Origin of the sequence: Robertmurraya sp. FSL R5-0851 (genome assembly GCF_038002965.1) — a bacterium.
Lineage (GTDB): Bacteria > Bacillota > Bacilli > Bacillales > Cytobacillaceae > Robertmurraya_A > Robertmurraya_A beringensis.
Map to the genome: position 1 here is coordinate 4,149,630 of NZ_JBBOOE010000001.1, position 23,050 is coordinate 4,172,679.

Genomic DNA, 23,050 nt, shown 5'->3' on the forward strand with positions numbered 1-23,050 from the left:
TTGGGTAAAGTTTCTCCTTAAGGAGAAATGGCACCCTTTTCTCTCTTTGTTTTACACACTCTGGTCCAAATACCGGACCTTCGCGTATCCTTTTACTCTTCGATAAACGAATAATGCAACGGCTATAACAATTAAGGCAATCGAAATCGTTTGGGCAATACGTAAAGATTCTGTTAACATCAAGCTGTCCGTACGCATTCCTTCCACGAAGAAACGACCGATGGAATACCAAATCACATAGGAAAGGAAAATCTCACCTTGTCGTAAATTCACTCTTCTTAGTGACATTAATAAAATAAAACCTAAAAGATTCCAGATTGATTCATATAAGAAGGTTGGATGATAATAGGTGCCATCAATATACATTTGGTTAATGATAAACTCTGGTAAGAATAAGCCATCTAAAAAGCTTCTCGTTACCTCGCCCCCATGTGCCTCTTGGTTGATAAAATTCCCCCAACGACCAATGGCTTGCCCAATGATAATACTTGGGGCAGCAATATCCGCAAGCTTCCAAAACGAAATATTTCTCTTCCTTGAAAACACAATCGCAGTAATAACCGAACCGATGAGTGCGCCATGAATCGCAATACCACCGTTCCAAATCTTGATAATATCACCTGGATTTTGCGAGTAATAATCCCATTCAAATGCCACATAATAAATACGAGCTGAAATGATGGCAATAGGGATCGCCCAAAGCATCAAATCTGGGAAAATATCTTTATGTAGCCCCCTTCTTTCACCTTCTCGCATCGCTAAAAACAATGCAAGTGCAATTCCCACCCCAATGATCACACCGTACCAATGGATCTGGATTGGACCGAGTGACAACGCAACTGGGTCAATCGGTTGAATAGTTGATTCCATTACAGCTCATCCTCCTTAGGATTAATGTTCTTCGTCATGCTCGCCTTCTTCAATCACATCAGCCAGACGATTCGTAAACTGCTCCGCTGCGTTCACTCCCATTCGCTTTAGACGGAAGTTCATCGCTGCTACTTCAATAATAACGGCTAAGTTCCGACCAGGTCGAACAGGAACCGTTAATTTTGTTAAATCTGTGTCAATGATTCGCATTTTTTCTTCGTCCAACCCTAGGCGGTCGTACTGCTTATTTTGATCCCATAATTCTAAGTTAATAACTAATGTAATACGTTTATGACTACGAACCGCTCCTGCTCCAAACAGTGTCATCACGTTAATGATTCCTAATCCGCGAATTTCAAGTAAATGCTCAATCAATTCTGGAGAGTTACCAATAAGCGTATCTTCATCTTCCTGACGAATTTCTACGCAATCATCTGCAACCAATCGATGTCCACGTTTGACGAGTTCAAGAGCCGTTTCACTTTTCCCGACGCCACTTTTCCCCGTGATTAGAACTCCTACTCCATAAATATCAATGAGAACCCCATGAACAGCCGTTGTAGGTGCAAGCTTACTTTCTAAAAAATTCGTCAATCGTCCAGAAAAACGTGTCGTCTTCTGTCTAGAACGCATAAGCGGCACAGCCTCACGTTCACAGGCTTCGATCAGTTCTTCAGGTACCTCAAGCTCCCTAGTTACAATGATTCCGGGAGTTACATCCGTACAAAGCTTTTCCATACGAATGGCACGCTCCGTTGGCGACAATTTTTCCGCAAAGGTTAGCTCTGTTTTCCCAAGAAGTTGGATCCGCTCAGCTGGATAATAATCGAAAAACCCTGCTATCTCAATACCCGGTCTAGAGATATCGCTCATCGTGATCGGGCGATTTATTCCTTCTTCTCCACTAATTAACTCAAGGTCAAATTTTTCAATAATATCTTTCGTGCGAACTTTCGCCATGGTCGTGTTCCTCCTCTGTATGTAAAGAGACAATTCCTATCTATTTTACCATCTTTTTATAAAGAACCAAATTTGATCCGCGTATTTTGTCAAAAAAATGACCCTCCTCAAATTGAGAAGGGCTAGAAATTAAGGGGTAAACTCTTTTACTTGTTCACTCACAAAGAAATCCCTTCCATTGAATATCGAGATCCCCCTTAGAGGATACTGCTTTCCATTTACCGTAATGATATTTTTATTCGCAGGGATTTCAATGGAGATGTCTCTTTTAGTAGCTACAAATACAGGATTATATTTTTTCGAGTGATCAATTTTTGTGATGTAGCCTTGCTTCTCAAATGCATCCTTTGCATTTATGAACAACGATTGACTCAACTTTTCTAAGTTAAACCCCATGAACTCTGCCATTTTTTCAGGTAACTCCGTATTCTCTAGGAAGCCTGTCGGATGAGACGGACCGTACGCGTACAGAAATACATCTTCTCCCGTATGACCATATGTTGTAAAACCAAGTTGGGCTTTTTCTGCTAACATAGCAGATAGATCGGCTCCAACATGATTGGAGTTGATCAGCATTCTTACTTCATTGTTTGATAAATGATCCAGCCCATACTGCTTTGCCACTTGTTTGATATTGGATCGATCAGGCTTAAGGTCCTGTAGTGCACCCTCGATCGTCCGCTGGGCTTTTTTCAATGGCTGAATAATGCTTTCAACAGGAGTATGCGCATACGATCTAGATGTTTGCCGGTTCCCTATCGAGATTCCACTATTTCCATGATCAGTCACGGCAATCACCAGCGTGTTTCCATCTCTTTCAGCAAACCTAACTGCTTCCTTTACCGCCTCGTCGAAGGCTAATACATCGCTAATCATACCTACAATATCATTATTGTGTGCAGCCCAGTCAATCTTGCTTCCTTCCACAAACAGGAAAAATCCATCTTCGTCTTTTAAAAGAGTTTGAATCGCTTTGTTTGTCATCTCAGCAAGAGTTGGCTCGGAAGGCTTTGTTGCTGGACGGTCTATATCGTATGCAAGCGACTGCTCGGCAAAGCTTCCCCAGATTTTTGGCCCGTTCGCCTTTTGCAATTCACTTCTCGTGTTGACCCATTGATAGCCTTTTTCTTTAATGATCTTTTGTAGATCTTCCTGGTCTTTACGATTTGTTAAATGAACGGCTCCCCCACCAAGTACAACATCAATTTCTTGATACACCTGTTGCTCAGCAATATCTTCTTTTTGCTTCCGGCTCGGAACATGTGTGGAAAATCCGGCAGGTGTGGCGTGTTGAATTTCAGAGGTAGCAATTATACCAGTCGCTTTCCCTACTTGCTTCGCTCCTTCTAGAACATTGGCTACCGGCATGAGTGCATGCTTTGGATTTTGTTCCTGCTTACCTGGTGTTGTAATTTTCGATGGAAGAAGCCCAATATAATGCTCATCCGTTTTGTTTCCAGTTGCCAGAGCAGTGGCCGCAGCCGCTGAGTCTGTGATCGCAGATTCTGCCGAATACGTTCGCACGCCCCCCGTCAAGATTTGATCTAGCGCAAGATCTCTTCCTTTATACCAACGGGCTAATGCGATCGCTCCCGAACTTGTTCCGTCCATCACCATCATAATGACATTTCTCGGGGACTCGGTTTGCGGCTGCTGTGCTTTCATCTCTGTACACCCTACACTTCCAAGTAAAATGATACACGCTAAGGTTGTAATCAGTAATTTCTTGCTCATAAAAGCCTCCTTTCCCAATCGTTGTTTATTTTACTCATGTTGTTGGAAAGTAACCGGGGAAATGGAAATTAATGTGGGAAAATGCAAATAAAAAACCTCCTTTTCTTTCAAAAGGAGGGTGGAAACTTAGTTATTTTCCTTTTTTCTAGAAAAAACGGTCTTTTGAAGGATGACATTTACGATCGACATGATGAGTGCGATGAAGAAGGCCATCCAGAATCCGTCAATTTCAAAGGAAGAACCGACCAATTCATCGGTGAGCAGAAGTGTCAATGCATTGATAACTAACAAGAATGCACCAAGCGTCACAAACGTGATCGGCAGAGTTAATATGATTAAAATCGGCCTTACCAGCATATTTAGGATTGCTAATATGAAACTCGCGGCCAATGCCGCCCCAAAGCCTTCTATATAAAAGGAGTTTTCAAAATAGCCTGCCAGTGCGATAAATAAAATCGCATTAATTCCAATTCCTATAAGCCATCTCATCGCAATCATCCATTCTTATTTAACTTTTTTCAACGAAACCGAACCGGTCTTTGTATCTGCAAAAATCGTTGTAAAGGTATCCAGCGGTCTTGTAGATTTAAAACTAAACATTTTTTGAACCACTTCACTTTTATTTTCTACAACGGAAATATCGTCAACGTCTACTTGGAATCCACCAAGATTGGACTTTAGTTCGCCACTTAATGCCCATGCAGATGGTACCTTCACCTTGATGGAGCCTGTTGTAGCTTTGGCTACAACCACATCACTTTGGTCACCAGCCAGCTCACATTCAATATTTCCGTTAAAGGATTGGAGGTCGAGCTTTTTATACGAACCATCCACTCTGATAGCTCCATTAATCGTTTCTGCTTCAAAGTCTTCTATTTGACTTTGCGTAACCGTAATTTGTCCATTTGCTGTTTCTAGTTCTGTCTTTGAAGCCTTAATGTTCGACACATCCACTTTTCCGTTTGCTGTTTTTGCTTTAAATGAAGCCACCACTAGGTTTTCGCTTGTGATCGGCCCGTTAAACATGCGAATACGAATATGCTCAAATTCCGTAGAAGGTACGTATACCTTTGCCTGCACCTTCATCCACTTTTGTTGTGCTCCGAAACGTAGTTTATCCCCTTCGACCGAAAATAACACATCTTTAATAAAGAGGCTTTTCGCTTCTTCTGGTGATTCCACACGGTACACCTTTGCTTCACATTCGACTCGAACATCTGATTGATCCCAAGGGATAAGGGTCACCGAACCATTGGCCACGTCAATATCTATATCCTTAACTCTTGCATGTGTTTGTTGATAGATATGAGAAACATCTACCGATTGACCAAAATTCCAATCAAGATCAAAATCCTTGATCTTTTTAAACGCCACATCAACAAACTCTAGTATCTTATCTTTGGCAGATTGAGCCTTTTGATAAGAAAAACCTGACGACTTTTTCCCTTCCTCAATATTCACAACCGTTGAAAGCTCATGGTATAACTTTTGTTGCTTTTCTTCCATCGAGGTATTGGATTTCTCCAATTCTTCTAATAGCAGTAACGCTTCATCTACTTTAAGCTTTCCTTCCTCAACCATCTGCAAGATTCGTTTTCTCTCTTCTTTCATGTTTATACCCTCCCCAATGCTCAATAATCTTCAATCGCAAAGACTTTTATGGCTTTGACCAGATTCCAAATCGTAACGATGATAGCGATTAATCCTGTTAAAAGCGCACCTATCATGATAGCAATCGGTGCTGTGTCTGTTATCTGGTTGGTCATATCTAGATATACCGCTGAACCGACTAAAAACGGAACGGGAACTATTGGAATCAAATGCGACAAAAAGGCTTTCTTCGCATGCTGCTTAACATAAGAACTAGAAGAAACTAAAAATACAACCAATGGAAAAATAAAACCAGCAAAAAAGATACTCAAGTCACTCAGTCCAGCCAACACTTTCTCTGTATTCATTTTCCTTCATCTCCTCTGCTCATATGTACGTTCTTAATAAATAAAAGTTTCATGAATTTTGAGGAGAGTGATACAAATAGGAGCAATTCCTTATACGGAACTGCTCCCCTCTTTACGCATTAGTGACTTGTTCTTCTTTTTGCTGAATTTGCTTCTTCATTCGCTCACGGTCACGGTCGAGAATCGGCTTTAAGTATTTCCCTGTATACGATATGGGCACTTCTGATACCTGTTCCGGGGTTCCCATCGCAATAATGGTACCACCCTTATCGCCACCCTCCGGCCCGAGGTCAATAATATAGTCGGCTGCTTTAATGACATCGAGATTGTGTTCAATGACTAACACGGTATCTCCGTTTTCCACGAGGCGCTGAAGTACGACAAGCAATCGTGAAATATCATCTACATGTAACCCTGTGGTCGGCTCATCGAGAATATAGAACGATCGACCAGTGGAACGGCGATGAAGCTCAGACGCAAGTTTTACCCTTTGGGCTTCTCCACCAGATAAAGTGGTCGCAGGTTGACCAAGCGTAACATAACCAAGACCCACATCGTGGATGGTCTGAAGCTTTCTTTTTATTTTCGGGATATTCTCGAAATAAACGAGTGCATCTTCTACCGTCATATCTAGCACATCGGAAATATTCTTGCCTTTATATTTTACTTCTAGCGTTTCACGGTTGTAGCGTTTGCCGTGACATACTTCACAAGGGACGTATACATCTGGCAAAAAGTGCATTTCAATTTTGATAATTCCATCTCCACGGCATGCCTCACATCGGCCACCTTTGACGTTAAAGCTAAAGCGACCTTTTTTGTAACCTCGAACTTTTGCCTCATTAGTCGCTGCAAACACATCACGAACATCGTCAAACACCCCAGTATAAGTCGCTGGGTTCGATCTTGGAGTTCGGCCGATTGGTGATTGATCGATATCAATGACCTTATCCAGATGCTCAATTCCTTTGATTTCTTTATGCTGACCAGGCTTGGTTTTTGCACGGTTTAACCTTTGAGCTAATGATTTATGAAGAATTTCATTGATCAATGTACTTTTTCCTGAACCAGAAACACCGGTTACCGCGACGAACATGCCAAGCGGAAACTTGACGTTCACATTGTTCAAATTGTTTTCCTTTGCGCCCTTAATCTCTACGTAGCGACCATCACTTTTTCTTCGCTCAATTGGTAATGGAATAAATTTCTTACCAGCTAAATACTGACCGGTAATAGAGTTTGGATCGTCCATAACCTCCTGAGGTGTCCCAGCAGAAACAATTTGTCCTCCGTGAACTCCTGCCCCTGGGCCAACATCAATTAAGTAGTCCGCAGCAAGCATCGTATCTTCATCATGCTCAACAACGATCAGTGTGTTCCCAATATCACGCATATTTTTCAGCGTATCAATTAAACGATCATTGTCTCGCTGGTGAAGGCCAATTGATGGCTCATCGAGGATGTAAAGCACACCGGTTAATCTCGATCCAATTTGTGTGGCTAAACGAATCCGTTGTGCTTCTCCACCGGATAAAGTTCCTGCCGCACGGTTCAATGTTAAATAATCGAGGCCCACATTGATTAAGAAACCAAGACGTTCTTTGATTTCACGCAGAATTAGGTTAGCTATTTTTGTTTCTTTTTCCGTTAAGTCGAGATGGTCAAAGAAATGATGAGCTTCTTGAATCGAGAAGGACGTCACTTTACCGATATGATGGTTGTTAATTAACACCGCTAATGTTTCCTTCTTTAAGCGGTTACCTTTACAAGTAGGACAGTGATGTTGAGCCATGTACTTTTCCATTTGCTCACGAATAAAATCAGAGCTTGTCTCCTTGTAACGACGCTCCACATTTCGAATGACACCTTCGAATTGGATATAGCCTTCACGGATTTGACCAAAGTCATTTTCGTAACGGAAGTATATATCATCTTCTTTTGATCCAAATAGTACATTTTCAAATAAATGCTTTGGAATATCCTTCACAGGAATATCCATATCAATTCCAAAGTGGTTACAAACGGCTTCTAAAAGCTGCGGGTAGTACTGAGAGCTTGTCGGCTCCCATGGTGCGATGGCATGCTGTTTTAATGATAACTCCTTATTCGGAACAACAAGGTCCACATCCACTTCGAGCTTTGATCCTAATCCATCACAGTCAGGACAGGCTCCGAACGGACTGTTAAACGAGAACATCCGAGGTTCAAGCTCCGTGATTGAGAAGCCACATAGTGGACAGGCATGGTGTTCGCTAAATAATAGCTCCTCTTCGCCGATCACATCAATAATTACTTTTCCTTCCCCAAGACCAAGAGCGGTTTCAAGCGAATCAGCGAGACGGGCAGTGACTCCCTCCTTGACGACGATTCGGTCAACTACCACTTCTATCGTATGCTTCTTGTTTTTCTCCAGCTCAATTTCGTCTGAAAGATCGAGCATTTCTCCGTCCACACGAACGCGAACAAAGCCCTGCTTTTTAATATCCTCAAAAACCTTTACATGTGTCCCTTTGCGACCTGCAACAATCGGGGCCAGTACTTGGAGCTTTGTTCGTTCAGGATATTCCATAATTCGGTCGACCATTTGCTCGATCGTTTGTGAGCTAATTTCAATCCCGTGATTCGGGCAGGTTGGTCGGCCTACTCTCGCATATAATAATCGTAAATAATCATAAATCTCCGTGACCGTTCCTACCGTCGAACGAGGATTACGACTCGTTGTCTTCTGATCAATTGAAATAGCAGGGGAAAGTCCTTCAATGGTATCCACATCCGGCTTATCCATCTGTCCTAAAAACTGTCTTGCGTACGCAGATAATGATTCTACATAGCGCCTTTGCCCCTCAGCATAAATCGTATCGAATGCTAGAGAGGATTTCCCCGACCCTGAAAGTCCTGTCAGTACGACGAGCTTATCTCGCGGAATGGTCACGTCGATATTTTTTAAATTATGAGCTCTAGCCCCTTTAACTATGAGCTTTTCCATTGCCATTGGTTCGTCATCCTTCCGCTTTCAACTCTAATATTAAATCGCGAAGCTCTGCCGCTCTCTCGAAGTTTAGCGCCTTAGCAGCTTCTTTCATTTCCTTCTCCATATTCTCAATCAGCTTATCACGCTCTTTTTTCGTAAGCTTTGTAAGCTTTTCTGTTGTCTTATACTCTGCTTCGTCCTCAGCCGCATGTGTGGCACGAATCGCATCTCTTATATCTTTTTGGATCGTCATCGGTGTGATTCCATGCTTTTCATTGTACTCTTCTTGAATGGCGCGACGACGTTTCGTTTCTGAAATTGCAAGCTCCATCGAGTTTGTCATTCGATCTGCATACATAACGACATGACCGCGGGAATTACGCGCTGCGCGACCAATGGTTTGGATCAACGAACGTTCTGAACGTAGGAAGCCTTCCTTGTCAGCATCCAAAATAGCTACTAACGAAACCTCTGGGATATCCAGTCCTTCTCTTAACAAGTTAATCCCTATGAGAACATCATATTTCCCTAGTCGAAGCTCACGAATGATCTCTATTCTTTCAAGTGTTTTTACCTCAGAGTGTAGATATTGTACCTTGATACCGATTTCTTTCAAGTAATCTGTTAAATCCTCGGACATCTTTTTTGTTAACGTTGTGACAAGAACCCGTTCATTCCTCTTAATCCGCTCATGAATTTCGCCGATGAGGTCATCAATTTGTCCTTCAATCGGACGAACATCGATCGTTGGATCCAGCAATCCTGTGGGACGAATGATTTGTTGAACCATTTCTGGCGTGTGTTCAAGCTCATATGGTCCCGGTGTTGCGGAAACAAACACAATTTGATTGATCTTCTCCTCAAATTCTGTAAATGTTAACGGTCGGTTATCCATCGCTGATGGCAGACGGAACCCATGATCCACTAGAACCTGCTTACGCGCTTGGTCGCCGTTAAACATTCCACGAACTTGCGGAAGCGTAACATGCGACTCGTCGATGACAATTAAGAAGTCTTCTGGAAAATAATCGATTAAGGTATACGGTGTTGACCCAGGAGGTCTTAGAGTTAGATGGCGGGAGTAGTTCTCAATTCCCGAACAGAACCCCATCTCCCGCATCATTTCTAAATCATAACGTGTTCGTTGCTCTAATCGCTGTGCCTCCAGAAGCTTTCCGTTTTCACGCATGTACGCTAAACGTTCTTCAAGCTCTTTTTCGATATTTTCAATGGCAACAAGGAGCTTTTCTTCACGTGTAACGAAGTGGGATGCCGGGAAAATAGCCACATGTTCTCTTTCTCCAAGAATCTCCCCTGTTAATGCATCCACCTCTCGAATCCGATCAATTTCATCCCCAAATAGCTCCACACGCAAGCAATGCTCATCACGTGAAGCCGGGAAAATCTCGACCACATCGCCACGAACACGGAATGTTCCGCGCTGAAAGTTAATATCATTTCTTTCATATTGAATATCTACTAAGCGATGCAAGAGCTGATTTCGCTCAATTTCCATCCCCGTTCTTAGTGACAGCACAAGCTCTCGATATTCCTCAGGAGAACCGAGACCGTAGATGCAAGAAACACTCGCAATGATGATGACATCTTTTCTCTCAAACAATGAGGATGTAGCCGAGTGACGAAGTTTATCAATTTCGTCATTGATGCTAGCATCTTTTTCGATAAACGTATCCGTTGAAGGAACATATGCTTCTGGCTGATAATAATCGTAATAGCTAACAAAATACTCGACGGCATTATCCGGAAAAAACTCCTTAAACTCACTATAGAGTTGGCCAGCAAGCGTTTTATTATGAGCGATCACCAGTGTCGGCTTATTCACTTCTTTAATCACATTGGAGATCGTGAATGTTTTTCCAGTTCCTGTTGCTCCGAGCAACGTTTGACGTTTTTCACCGTTATGTATTCCATCAGCAATCCTTTGAATGGCTGCAGGCTGATCTCCTTGTGGTGAGTATTTTGAGACTAATTCAAATTGGTCCTTCACAAGTACTCCTCCTATTAAAAGCATCAATTAGAATTTCATCTATAGTAACTAGCTGCGACGGACCTTGCTGAGCAAATATCCTATATTTTCATATTAATCATTCTACCACAAACCAGGGAAAACAAACCAATAATATACGAACAAATATTCGATGTTTTTTCTTTTTTTTCCATGAAGTCTGTCAGTCTCAGTCGAAAAAAGGTCAATCAAACGTTTGATTGAATTGACCCAAACACCCTCTATAAGTAAAAAGCGCATAAAAAAACTTGTCGAAAATTTCATCGACAAGCTTCTACCTACGATCGTTTTTTTGCCCTCTCTCGAACCGTTTTCGAGTACGCAAACCCAACCGTTAATGATAATGCATCTACAATAATGAGCGCTAAGGAATCGGTATAACCCTTATAAACCGATGCAGCTATTAGTGCAACTGTAAGCAATAAACCAATCACATGGCTGTATGTAACTCTTGTAAAAAAAATAACGAGAGCACCAGGGATAAAAAGACCCAATACATATTTCATCTCGTTCAACCCCTCTTTGTTATATTTCTAGAATATATGGTCAACCCCGGTTGCACAAGTATTTCACATAAGGAAAGTACATACTAAGAAAAAATGAAAGGGGTATGACGAATATGGCTAGAAAAAGACGCCCATTAATTCCAGAGGCTAGAGAGGCATTAGATTCGTTAAAAGCAGATGTCATGAAACAAAAGGGATACGAAGTGTCTAAGGATAACCCGGACCAGGTTAAATACGAAGTGGCAGCGGATATGCAGATTCCTCTAAGTAGAGGTAATAACGGAAATTTAACCTCCCATAAAGCAGGCAAGATCGGTGGTCAAATCGGTGGAAATATGGTCAAAGAAATGGTCCGACTTGCACAAGAAAGAATGAGAAATCAATCGGCTGACTAATAAAAAATGCCTCTAAATGAGGCATTTTTAGCTAGCAGCACCGTATTTCGTTAAAATATCTTCATAATTCGAACGCTCGACTGGAGGGGAGTAGAAATAACCTTGCACCTCGAAGCAATTCATGTTTTGTAGAAAACCGATTTGATTCGACGTTTCCACACCTTCAGCAATCACCTTTAAATTTAGGTTATGTGACATAGAAATGATAGCAGAAATGATTTCTTTATTGCTTTCATAATCAGCGATGAAGGATTGATCAATTTTCAAACGATCAACAGATAGCTTTTGTAAATAACTTAAGGAGCTATACCCTGTTCCAAAATCATCCACACTGATCTCAACCCCGACTTCTCTTAGCGCAAGCAGGTTTCGATTAACTCGTTCCTCTCCGCGCATAATAACACTTTCGGTAATTTCAATCTCGATATCACTGCCATCGATCTCATAAGCGGCTAAATTTTTAATGATAAAATCAACAAAGTCTTCTTGGTAAAAATGAATAACGGATATATTAATAGAAGTTCTTGGAACCGGCATCCCTTTCCTCTTCCATTCACCAATCGTATCAAATACTTCCGTAATCACAAATCTCTCAAGATCAATGATTAAATTGCTTTCTTCAGCGATAGGAATAAACTTACTTGGTGGAATAAATCCGCTCTCTTCATGTTCCCAACGAATGAGTGCTTCTGACCCAACCAATTGGTTTGAACCGGTATCAAATTTCGGTTGATAATACACCGTTAGCTTGCGATTCGCTATATCTCTGCGAAGTTCACTTTCTATCTTGATTTTATTAAGTGATTGCTCCTTCATCGTCGCCTCATACACAACATATCGATTGGAGCCTTGATTTTTCGCTCGATACATCGCTAGGTCGGCTGCCTTTAATAAATCCAGAATCGACTCTCCGTCTTTTGGAAAATGAGCTACACCGATGCTCGCTGTAAGCAGGAAATCAAAGCCATCAAGGACTATCGGGGTACGAAAGCCTTCTATTATTTTCTGTGCAATCTCATCATAGTTTGCTGGATAAGGAAGAAGTACCGCAAACTCATCTCCACCAAGCCTTGCAATCGTACAATTTTTAGGCATGAGCTCCTCAAGCTTTTTCCCCGTTTCTTGAAGAATTTTATCACCGAAAAAATGACCAAACGTATCATTAATACGTTTAAATCGATCAAAATCAATATAAAAAAGATAAAAAGGTTTATTTTCCCCAATCGCCTCTGTTGCCACTTTTTCAAGCTTCCGTTTATTCGGTAAACTAGTTAAATCATCGTGATAGGCCAGGTAGTGAATCGTTTCCTCCGCCTGCGTTTTTTCCGTGATATCTCGAACAACTCCGTATACGCCAATCAGTTCCTCTTTCACGATGATTCGAACAGGCGTAATTCTTACATCAATAAAAAAGCCATCTCGATGTCGAAGTTTTACTTCAACCGATTGAATTTTCCCTTGTCGAAAGCTTTGTATATAGCCATTAATTTCCTCTTCGTCATAAATTAAAAGCTCTTTGAAATGCAACCCCTTAATGGCTTTTTGATCATACCCTGTTAGCTCAAAGGCCTCCTTATTCGCATGCAAGATGTTCCCTGACAAGCTCACCGCAAATACAGCATCAGGATTATGATTAAATAAGGATAAATACGACTGAATGTTTCGCATTAATAATCGTTCACCAAACAAGTCAGGTACAAGCATTAAGGCGAGATTTGTAATGACACTATATGTAAAAGGTAATAGCATGATCAATGGATTTGTATTACCCACACTAATTTCTTCAAGATTCAGCATGGATACAACAACCATAAAAGGTATTCCTGCAAAAGCAGCTCCACCAAGAATACTACCAACAAGCTTCCATCGAGACAGAAATTGATAAACATCTGAATTCGTTATTTGAATAAGAAAGCGAAGCAAGGAAAACATCGTTGCTAATGTTAGAGACACAGTCATAGTTGCAAGAACAGGCTTTATATCTAGATGGTCCGAGTATAGAAGATAAAAACCAAGGCTAAGTGTACTTAAAATACAAAGCGTCGTGAATATTCCTGCAAATAGGTATTGAATGGAGCTATTTAATCGCTGTCTTGTTACACCTAGAGCGATTATAGATCCGATGAAGCAAAAGTAAAAACTTAATTGAAAGTATAGATTGATATTCCCTGTAGAGTAGGGTAAATCTATTGAGAAACAAACCAATAATAACGCTAACCATAAAGTAAACCCTAACATTAAGGCGTATAATAATCTTCTTGTAAACGTATAATTTTCTAGCTTCATCCGTCGACAAAATTCTGCCCCTAATGTACAGCATATTATCGAAATGAAGATAGCAATCAACACATCGCTTAAATTGAACACATAAAATGTGGCAGACCCAAGCAAAGTAACCCCTCATCCCAGAGCAAAATTCAGTAGACTGCTCAATTCCGTCCTACTATGGACTCCATTTTACCATGATTCGACACTAATATCCTACTATTTTCGCAGGTTAAAAGGATTATTTATCCGGTCAATGAATAAAAGACCCACCTATTGCGAGGAGGGTCTTTATCTTGTATTTATGATTCTCAAAATCGAGATAATTTAGAAAATAAATGCGTCGATTGCATATGCTCCTGGACCTGTTAATGCAACACCAATGGCTACCACTAATAATGTTACGTTGTATTCATATCCGTTTGCTGTTGACCATAATCCATTAGCAGCATGAACTTTTACAATTGCCATGACCATAGTTGCAGCAATAAGTAGGCCTGCAAGTGGAGTTAAGAATCCAGCAGCAAAGAATAATCCTCCTACCAACTCAGCTAACCCAGCAAGAAGAGCCATTGTTACACCTGGCTTTAATCCAAGTGACTCCATCCAGCCTCCTGTCCCTTTCAGTCCGTAACCACCGAACCAACCAAATAATTTTTGTGCACCATGACCAATGAATAATAAACCGATAACGACACGAATCAATAATAATCCTAAATCTAACATGTTGTAATTCCTCCTAGTTGTTTGTTAAGGCTCTTTTCTAAAACATTGTTGCTATAAATACACTTTTTAGGAAATTAACTATATGTTTCAACAGCCAATCAGAATTTTTTCATCCTTAGAAAAGAGCTACTCTCCAAATAGATTAATAAACACACCGTTACACGTGGAAAAATCCGGCATTTGGGAGGGTTTTTCCAACAAAGACAATCTTTACGTAAACAGCCTTTGTTAATTTGAATGTTCTTCTACTTTCATCTTCGTTTTTCTTAGTACATCTATTAAACTGTTTACCTCATGACGATCTAATGAAGCAAACATGGAATCAATCAGTACTTGATGCTCCGGAATAAGGACATCCATTAATTTTCTCCCTTTATCCGATAAAGAAATATGAATAGCTCGTCGATCTCCTGGACAAATATTTCGCTCTAAAAAACCCTTTTGTACTAGCTTATCAACTACATACGTCATTGACCCGCTAGCCACAAGAATACTGCTACCAACTTGATGAATCGTCTGAGTCCCCTGATGGTATAAAACTTCAAGAACAGAAAACTCAGTCACGCTTAAATCATGCTTTGCCACATTTGCCTTTATACATTCTTGAATCGCTTTTGTTGTTTGCATGAGTAGCAGATACGGTTCGTTAGAACAAATCTTATCCATATGATCACCTCCTTGCTTTTATCTCTGATTCAAATATCTTGAATATGAGATAATAATATTATGAATTCGAGATATTGTCAATGGTTAAGTATCAGTTTTTTTGTAGTGGTAATTTACCTTGATGAAATGTTGATGAATGGGTTTTGTTAAATATGAGACTAAAGCATCTTAGCATTTGTATACCCGCTCAAGGTTTACAGAGTGCTCACGGGCACCTATGTATCTGTTTGGTTACCATTCCCTTGCTTTTCTAGGGCTCACGGGCACCTAAGCACCTGTTTGGTTACCATTCCCTTGCTTTTCTAGGGCTCACGGGCACCTAAGTACTTGTTTGGTTACCGTTCCCTTGTTTTTCTAGGGCTCACGGGCACCTAAGTACTGTTTGGTTACCGTTCCCTTGTTTTTCTAGGGCTTACGGGCACCTAAGTACTTGTTTGGTTACCGTTCCCTTGTTTTTCTAGGGCTCACGGGCACCTAAGCACCTGTTTGGTTACCGTTCCCTTGCTTTTTCTAGGGCTCACGGGCACCTAAGTACCTGTTTGGTTACCGTTCCCTTGCTTTTTCTAGGGCCCGCGGGCACCTAAGTACCTGTTTGATTACTGTCTAATAATTTTTCGAAGGCAGCATACGGAATGCTTGATGTTCATTTCACGATTAACACCGGACAGTTTGCTCGTTTGGCTACTTTATGACTCACACTACCTAGTACAAATTCCTGCAAGCCACTTAACCCTCTGCTACCTATCACAATAATATCCGCATGGTGACTGTTTGCATATTCAACAATCGCCGGCCCTGGATCACCTTGGAGAATCGTGACCTTGTAGGAAACCTCATAGGTTCTGGCCATTTTCTCGACTTCTCTTATTCGTTCCTTGCGTTTACCATCTAAATCGGCTGAGTTCCAGTGACTCAGCACGTCAGATTTCACTTTATCAGCATCAACGACAAATACAATCTCTACTAAAGACCCTGGACTGCAACTAGCAATATGCATCGCGTTTTCAGCTGCTCTTTTTGCATGATCCGATCCGTCGGTGGCTAGGATGATATTTTTATACAATCGATGACCTCCTACTTTTGAAAAAATAGTCTAATATGTTAATTATGCGTGAACTGCCCCATTCACGCAGTGATGTTCCTCACCGCACCCTCTCATTCATTCACATTTGAGTCTTCCTGAAAAAGAGAGACATATTCCCATGTACAAGCCCATATAGTTTAAGGTAGAATATAAAACGTAATTGTTACGGTTTAACCAATACATAGGAGGGACATATGAATCGAATTGTTCGAACGAACTTGGTTGATATTACCGGATTGATTTTATTAGCAGCCGCTTTTCTTTTACTAACTTTAAAATTAGACGTTGGGGACGTTCTTCCCTCCTCATTTTTAAATCTTAATACCATTTTTATAAGTATATTAATTGAAGCATTTCCTTTTGTGCTTATCGGCGTTTTGATTGCTGGTGTGATTCAAATCTTTGTAACCGAAGAACATATTCAGCGGTGGATTCCCCAAAGCAGGACGAAGGCGATTATCATGAGTTGTGTGGTCGGTGCCTTGTTTCCTGCATGCGAATGTGGAATTGTACCGATTGTTAGACGACTGGTTGCAAAAGGGGTTCCTCTATATGCAGCCATTGGTTTCATGCTAACGGGACCACTTATTAACCCGATCGTAATTGCCTCCACGTATATGGCGTTTGGAAATAACGCGTCCATAGCTGGTTGGAGAATGGGACTTGGATTTGCCGTTGCTCTTATTGTTGCGTTTTCAGTGAGCTTTTTCTTCCGAGGACATCAATTTAAGCAGGCACTTGTAAGTACACAAACCATCTCTGCAAGTAGAAAAAAAGAACCTTTGACCCAGCGTTTTTTCTCGATGCTTACCCACTCCATTGATGAATTTTTCGATATGGCGAAGTTTTTAATTTTTGGAGCATTTCTTGCTGCAGCTGTACAAACGTATATGCCAGCAAAATCCTTATTAGAAGCAGGAGATGGACCTTTTTCCTCCATCGCTGTCATGATGGGTCTTGCCTATGTATTATCTCTTTGTTCGGAAGCAGATGCTTTTATCGGTTCATCCTTTAATAGTATTTTTCCAACACCATCTGTCCTAGCGTTTCTTATTTTCGGACCGATGATTGATTTAAAAAACACACTTATGATGTTAAGTGTTTTCCGTGCAAAATTTGTATTTAGTGTATTGTTCTTTGTAGCAACAACTGTATTTCTATCCACTGTGCTCGTGCAGAGCTTTTTATAAGGAGGGATTTAGGTGGTCTTCCAAACCCAACAAGCCGTACGTGCAGCGATTTTGCTTCTATTCACGGTGTTAATTTTTAAATTTCACTATACTGGTGAGATTACTATGTTTATTAATCCGAAATACATCGGACTCAGTCAGATCGCGTCTGTTCTGTTCCTAATCTTGTTCTTCATCCAAATTACACGTATTTGGGAGAAAAAGACTCATCACCATCATCATGACCATGAGTGTAGCCATCATCATGACTGTGATCATAACCATGACCATGGAAATACACCGATGACACTTAAAAAAGTGGTATCGTACGTCATTATCGCCTTTCCTCTTGTGACTGGTTTTACCATACCAGCTAAAGTACTCGATTCTTCTATCGCAGAGAAAAAAGGTGGAATGGCGGTGATTACCGGAAAAAGTGAAACATCTTCAACTGATGAATCAGCACAGGAAGAAGTGGTTCAACCCTCCGACACGGAGGAGGTAGTTCCGAATCCATATGGCGAAATCACTCAAGAAGAGATGAATTCTCTTGTTCAAAAATTAAAGCAAAGTGATCCCATTGACATGGATGATTATGTGTATTATTTAAACTATGAAGAAATTAGTAAGGACGTAGCCTCATATAAAGGAAGAGAAATCACGTTAAGAGGCTTCGTTTATAAAGAGGAAGGCTTTCAATCAGATCAGCTTGTCATCTCCCGTTTCTTGATTACTCACTGTGTGGCAGATGCAAGCATTATCGGTTTTTTAACACAATTTGATGAAGCAGCTACACTGGATAAAGATACATGGGTAGAAGCCACTGGTGTACTAGATGTAACAACCTATAACGGAACGGAGATGCCCTTTATCAAAATTACCAACTGGAAAACGATCGAACAACCATCTGAACCGTACCTATTTCCTTTAAACGTAAAAATCTTATAATAAATAGAGGGGAGAATGCCATCAGTTAGTCATTCTCCCCTCCTTTTATGTTATTCATCTTTTTCATCATAGGCGATTAACACGATATTTTCGTTTGTTTCCTGATCTCAATTATGCAATTAACGGTTCACGACTCGTTGTATATGAATAATCAAGTATAATTTTTCGTTATTCGTAAGGCTGTAGTCAAATTGATTTTCAATATATTCATTAATTTTCTCCGTACATTCAAATGCTGCTTTATGCTTCTCACGCACCGTTTCAAATAAGAACGGGTCGTCATCTTCAATATACGTCTTAGTATATAAACGCTGAGCAAAAAACTTTAAATGTGTAATAAACCGAAAATAATTTAATGATTCCTCGTCGAAGTCTATTTTAAAATGATATTTCACAATATTTAAAATGTCCTGCATGACTTTCGTGATGTTAGCAACATTCGGCATTTCCTGGTTGAGCTCTGCATTCACGATATGCATCGCGATAAAGCTCGCTTCATCTTCTGGTAAAAGAACTCCAAGCTTCTCCTGAATAATCTTTAAGGCTTCCATCCCAATCACAAATTCTTGCTTATAAAATCGCTTAATTTCCCATAAAAGCGCATTTTTAATGTCGTATCCTTTTTCATTTCGCTCTACCGCAAAATGAATATGATCGGTTAAGGAAATATAGATACTATCGTTTAGATTTCTTCCAAGTCTACTTTTGGCAATCTTAATAATATCTTCTGTTACTTCCATGTATTCGATCGGAACTTCATATAAAAGCGTTTTAAATTTTTCTGACATATCGTTATTTTTGAGAGCAAAAATCTTCTCAATCTTGTCTTCTTCTATAAAATCTCCTGGCTTTTTTTGAAAGGCCAGACCTCTCCCCATTACCACTAACTCTTCGTTTTTTTCGTTAAACGCACTGATTACGTTGTTATTGTATACTTTGGCTATTTTCATTTGACCACCTATAAATTTATTATGGTTCTCTTACTGTTATTATAATGGAAATAGTGCGCGTTATAAAATCTTTTAGACATTCAAAAGAAGGAAAGCTAACACCGAGCTTTCCCACTTTTACCCAACTACTTATAGTTTTTCTCCGTTTGAAGCAATTACTTCTTTATACCAGTCAAAGCTCTTCTTCTTCGAACGCTTCAATGTTCCATTTCCTTCATTATCCTTGTCCACATAAATATAGCCATAACGCTTTTTCATTTCACCCGTTGAAGCACTCACAAGGTCGATTGGACCCCAGCTCGTATAACCGAGGATTTCCACCCCGTCTTCAATGGCTTCTGACATTTCAGACACATGCTTACGTAAGTATTCAATACGGTAATCGTCGTTCACTTCCCCGTTTTCCCCTGGAACATCAACTGCACCAAGACCATTTTCTACAACGAAAAGAGGTTTTTGATAACGATCGTATAATTGGTTTGCTGTAATACGGAAACCCTTTGGATCAATCGTCCAGCCCCATTCAGACTTCTCTAAATATGGATTTTCAATCGAACCAAATACGTTTCCAGATGTTGTCTTGTTGATTTCTGGATCTGTACTTGTTGTACGGCTTGCGTAGTAGCTAAACCCAAGATAATCTACCGTATGATTTTTAAGAAGCTCTTCGTCTCCCGCTTCCATCACAATATTTAAGTTATTGTCTCTGAAAAATCTCTTTGCATATCCTGGATATTTCCCACGAGATTGAACATCAATAAAGAAGAACGAATCACGATCTTTTTCCATCGCATCAAACACATCATCCGGATTACAAGAGTATGGATACGTTTGACCCGCTGCTAACATACAGCCAATTTTCATTACTGGATTGATCTCATGACCTGCCTTTACAGCCAAAGCACTCGCAACCAATTGATGGTGTGCAGCTTGGTACTTCACTTGCTTCTTATCTTCACCTTCTTCAAATACAAGTCCGGCTCCAACGAATGGCAAGTGCAGGAGCATATTGATTTCGTTAAATGTCATCCAGTACTTTACTTTGTCCTTATATCTTTTAAAAAGTGTCGTTGCATACGTTTCAAAGAATGTAACAAGCTTGCGATTTCTCCAGCTTCCATAATTCTTCACTAAGTTAACTGGCACATCGAAGTGAGCAATCGTTACAACTGGCTCAATGCCATATTTTAATAACTCATCAAATACATTGTCGTAAAATTGTAGTCCCGCTTCGTTCGGCACTAAATCGTCTCCATTTGGAAAAATTCTCGCCCAAGAGATGGATAAACGTAAGGCTTTAAAGCCCATTTCTGCAAATAGCGCGATATCCTCTTTGTAACGATTGTAAAAATCAATTGCTTCATGTGAAGGATAAAATTCACCTTCAAGCGGTTCATAAGAAGGTAAATTACCGAGTAAGATTTCCCAACGTAACTTACCAGTTGGCATTAAATCAACAGTTGTTAAACCCTTTCCATCTGCTAAATACGCACCTTCTGCTTGGTTTGCGGCAATAGCGCCACCCCATAAAAATCCTTTTGGAAAAGCCATAAATATCCATCCTCTCTTAAAACAGCAGGAGGAAAGGAACCGTATTTTCCTTTCTCCTGAACATGTTGTTTACTTACTATCTAGTGTAAATAATGGAGCACCAATTTTCACTTGTTTTGAATCTACAAGTTGTAAATCAAATTCTTTATGATTTGTTACTACTATTGGAGTTGTTAACGGCTTTCCAGCTTCTTTAATTTGCTCCATATCAAACTCAATTAGTAATTGACCTGGCTTTACATAATCACCTTGAGACACATGAGCGGTGAAAAACTTACCTTCTAATTGAACCGTATCCATACCGATGTGAATTAAAAGATCGGCACCTGAATCTGTTGTAATACCAATTGCATGCTTTGTAGGGAAAAGTGCAGAAACTGTTCCTGCTACTGGAGCAACTAATTTCCCTTCACTTGGCTCAATCGCTACACCAAAACCTAATGCACCAGATGAAAATGCTGCGTCTTTTACGTCTGATAATGCTACTACTTCCCCATTTAATGGACTTACTACATCTTCATTTTGAACCTTTGTTGCTGCTACTTCGTTAATTGCTGAAGTCGTTTCAGTTGTAGCTTTTTGTTCTTTGTTAATTCCACCGAATAATAGAGTTAGAACGAAACCTGCGATGAAACCTACTACGATAGAGATGATTGCACCATAGAAACCGAAATCGATTCCTTCAGGGCTAATATATGATGGAATTCCGAAAATCCCAAGACCACCAATAATGTAACCCGTTACATTTGTAGCACCTGCAATAGCTCCACCAATACCTGCAGCGATACAGCTCATGATAAAAGCTTTCTTTAAAGGAAGTGTAATACCGTAAATAGCCGGTTCAGTTACACCAAAAATACCTGAAATAAAAGCTGGAATACTTAAAGATTTTAATTTTTGGTTCTTTGTTTTTAATAAGATTGCTAGAACTGCACCCGTTTGAGCAAAAGATGCTGCAAATACAGTTGCAAGGATTGTGTCATAACCTAGTGTTGCAAGGTTGTTGAATGCGATTGGTACTAGTCCCCAGTGAAGACCGAAGATAACGAATACTTGCCAGAAACCACCTAATAAAAGACCTGCAATCAATGGACTTACGTTATACACCGCTAAAGTTCCTTGACCAAGAAGGTTTCCTGCCCATGTTGCTACCGGACCAATAACAATAAATGTAAGTGGTACAACAATTAATAATGTTAACATTGGTACAACGAATGCTTTAATTACATCTGGAATAACTGTCTTTAACCATTTTTCCACTTTAGCTGCAAAGAATGCTGAGATAATAATCGGAATAACAGATGAAGAATAAGACATTAAAATAACTGGAATACCTAAGAATGTAACATAAATTGGTGATTCAAACATGGTTCCTGCAAATAACGTATAAAGAGACTCACCTGCTGTTAGTGTTGATAAAGTTGGATACACTAACGCTGCCCCGATCGCCATCCCTACGAATGGGTTACCACCAAATTTCTTGATTGCTGTATAACCTAAGAAGATTGGTAGGAAGTAAAACAATGCGTCACCTGTTGCGTTTAAAATTTGGTACGTACCTGATGTACTATCTAACAAACCCAATGCGACAAATAATGCGTTAAATCCTTTGATCATCCCTGTTGCTGCTAATACTCCAAGAACAGGAGTGAAGATGCTTGAAATCATATCAATAAAGCGACTTAATAGAGATCCTTTTGGACCTTCCTCTTCTTCAACAGGCGTTTGACCTTGGAATCCACCAACAGTAGTTACTGCTTTGTACACATCTGGTACATGGTTTCCGATTACTACTTGATATTGTCCACCGCTTTTCATAACCGTAACAACATCATCCATATTTTTTAACACTTCTGTGTTTGCTTTGCTTTCATCCTTTAACTTAAATCGTAGACGGGTAATACAGTGGACTACACTGGAAACGTTTTCTTTTCCGCCCACATTGGCAATAATATCTTTTGCTAATTGCTCGTATTTCATTTTTAACCCTTCCTTCTTTTATATGATATTTATTTATTTTTCCAAATAAAAAACCTGAGCCAATTAGGAACACACACTGCTAGCGATAGCGTGTTCTAATCAGTTCAGGTTATGCCCACTTAAGGTAACATTCCTTCAAGGAATTTATTAAGTTTTATTTGATACGTGTAATTTATCACGGGAATTTGGTAGGTGTCAACGCTTTCTTTTAAAAAAATTGATAATTTTATAGATTGCTGGTTTGTTTCTTATATATATATAAATGCAAAAATAATTCTAGATCTACTCTAC

The 23,050-nt window shown here is 40.0% G+C and carries 19 protein-coding genes; 3 read left to right on the top strand and 16 right to left on the bottom strand.

Annotated elements, in window-relative coordinates; translation table 11 throughout:
• Positions 1–51: 51 nt before the first annotated feature.
• The 9 genes from lgt to MKX65_RS21370 all read right to left on the bottom strand — a co-directional run bounded on the left by lgt (position 52) and on the right by MKX65_RS21370 (position 11,025).
• Positions 52–870 (bottom strand): prolipoprotein diacylglyceryl transferase, encoded by an 819-nt coding sequence (lgt, locus tag MKX65_RS21330; RefSeq protein ID WP_340905479.1) that lies wholly within the window; start codon positions 868–870, stop codon positions 52–54.
• Positions 871–891: 21 nt separating this feature from the next.
• Positions 892–1,830, bottom strand: coding sequence for an HPr(Ser) kinase/phosphatase (gene hprK, locus MKX65_RS21335; RefSeq protein WP_340905481.1), 939 nt, complete (start codon positions 1,828–1,830; stop codon positions 892–894).
• A 129-nt stretch (positions 1,831–1,959) separates the two neighbouring features.
• Entirely contained in the window at positions 1,960–3,564 is a 1,605-nt protein-coding gene (locus MKX65_RS21340; RefSeq protein ID WP_340905482.1) for an alkaline phosphatase, read from the bottom strand.
• 126 nt (positions 3,565–3,690) lie between these two features.
• Positions 3,691–4,053 carry a phage holin family protein gene (locus MKX65_RS21345; RefSeq protein WP_340905483.1) on the bottom strand — a complete coding sequence of 121 codons (363 nt, stop codon included), beginning with the start codon at positions 4,051–4,053 and terminating at the stop codon, positions 3,691–3,693.
• 15 nt (positions 4,054–4,068) lie between these two features.
• Positions 4,069–5,175, bottom strand: coding sequence for a DUF4097 domain-containing protein (locus tag MKX65_RS21350; protein ID WP_340905484.1), 1,107 nt, complete (start codon positions 5,173–5,175; stop codon positions 4,069–4,071).
• Positions 5,176–5,195: 20 nt separating this feature from the next.
• A complete protein-coding gene (locus MKX65_RS21355) occupies positions 5,196–5,522 on the bottom strand; it encodes a hypothetical protein (RefSeq protein WP_340905485.1) in 327 nt (108 codons plus the stop codon).
• 112 nt (positions 5,523–5,634) lie between these two features.
• The gene (gene uvrA, locus MKX65_RS21360) at positions 5,635–8,514 is read right to left on the bottom strand and encodes an excinuclease ABC subunit UvrA (protein ID WP_340905486.1); all 2,880 of its coding nucleotides are present in this window, start codon (positions 8,512–8,514) and stop codon (positions 5,635–5,637) included.
• 7 nt (positions 8,515–8,521) lie between these two features.
• Positions 8,522–10,501 carry an excinuclease ABC subunit UvrB gene (gene uvrB, locus MKX65_RS21365; protein ID WP_340905487.1) on the bottom strand — a complete coding sequence of 660 codons (1,980 nt, stop codon included), beginning with the start codon at positions 10,499–10,501 and terminating at the stop codon, positions 8,522–8,524.
• A 296-nt stretch (positions 10,502–10,797) separates the two neighbouring features.
• The gene (locus MKX65_RS21370) at positions 10,798–11,025 is read right to left on the bottom strand and encodes a CsbA family protein (protein WP_340905488.1); all 228 of its coding nucleotides are present in this window, start codon (positions 11,023–11,025) and stop codon (positions 10,798–10,800) included.
• 113 nt (positions 11,026–11,138) lie between these two features.
• Between MKX65_RS21370 and MKX65_RS21375 the strand changes: the two genes are divergently transcribed.
• Positions 11,139–11,420, top strand: a complete 282-nt coding sequence (locus MKX65_RS21375) for an alpha/beta-type small acid-soluble spore protein (RefSeq protein ID WP_340905490.1) — start codon at positions 11,139–11,141, stop codon at positions 11,418–11,420.
• Between the two features lie 27 nt (positions 11,421–11,447).
• Here the strand turns inward: MKX65_RS21375 and MKX65_RS21380 are convergent, their stop codons facing one another.
• From MKX65_RS21380 to MKX65_RS21395, 4 genes are all read right to left on the bottom strand, one after another.
• Entirely contained in the window at positions 11,448–13,811 is a 2,364-nt protein-coding gene (locus tag MKX65_RS21380) for a putative bifunctional diguanylate cyclase/phosphodiesterase (RefSeq protein WP_340905493.1), read from the bottom strand.
• Positions 13,812–14,012: 201 nt separating this feature from the next.
• Positions 14,013–14,411, bottom strand: coding sequence for a DoxX family protein (locus MKX65_RS21385; protein WP_340905495.1), 399 nt, complete (start codon positions 14,409–14,411; stop codon positions 14,013–14,015).
• Between the two features lie 228 nt (positions 14,412–14,639).
• The gene (locus MKX65_RS21390; RefSeq protein ID WP_160549628.1) at positions 14,640–15,077 is read right to left on the bottom strand and encodes a MarR family transcriptional regulator; all 438 of its coding nucleotides are present in this window, start codon (positions 15,075–15,077) and stop codon (positions 14,640–14,642) included.
• A 643-nt stretch (positions 15,078–15,720) separates the two neighbouring features.
• The gene (locus tag MKX65_RS21395) at positions 15,721–16,140 is read right to left on the bottom strand and encodes a universal stress protein (RefSeq protein WP_160549627.1); all 420 of its coding nucleotides are present in this window, start codon (positions 16,138–16,140) and stop codon (positions 15,721–15,723) included.
• A 215-nt stretch (positions 16,141–16,355) separates the two neighbouring features.
• On the opposite strand from MKX65_RS21395, the gene MKX65_RS21400 reads away from it, so the two are divergent.
• Together MKX65_RS21400 and MKX65_RS21405 are read left to right on the top strand one after the other, a co-directional pair.
• A complete protein-coding gene (locus MKX65_RS21400; protein WP_340905498.1) occupies positions 16,356–17,351 on the top strand; it encodes a permease in 996 nt (331 codons plus the stop codon).
• A 12-nt stretch (positions 17,352–17,363) separates the two neighbouring features.
• Positions 17,364–18,278 carry a TIGR03943 family putative permease subunit gene (locus MKX65_RS21405; RefSeq protein WP_340905499.1) on the top strand — a complete coding sequence of 305 codons (915 nt, stop codon included), beginning with the start codon at positions 17,364–17,366 and terminating at the stop codon, positions 18,276–18,278.
• 119 nt (positions 18,279–18,397) lie between these two features.
• Here MKX65_RS21405 and licT read toward each other — a convergent pair whose 3' ends face one another.
• The 3 genes from licT to MKX65_RS21420 form a co-directional block, all read right to left on the bottom strand.
• Positions 18,398–19,228, bottom strand: coding sequence for a BglG family transcription antiterminator LicT (gene licT / locus MKX65_RS21410; RefSeq protein WP_160549625.1), 831 nt, complete (start codon positions 19,226–19,228; stop codon positions 18,398–18,400).
• 129 nt (positions 19,229–19,357) lie between these two features.
• A complete protein-coding gene (locus tag MKX65_RS21415; RefSeq protein ID WP_340905502.1) occupies positions 19,358–20,779 on the bottom strand; it encodes a 6-phospho-beta-glucosidase in 1,422 nt (473 codons plus the stop codon).
• Between the two features lie 69 nt (positions 20,780–20,848).
• Positions 20,849–22,759 carry a beta-glucoside-specific PTS transporter subunit IIABC gene (locus tag MKX65_RS21420; protein WP_340905503.1) on the bottom strand — a complete coding sequence of 637 codons (1,911 nt, stop codon included), beginning with the start codon at positions 22,757–22,759 and terminating at the stop codon, positions 20,849–20,851.
• Positions 22,760–23,050 lie beyond the last annotated feature (291 nt).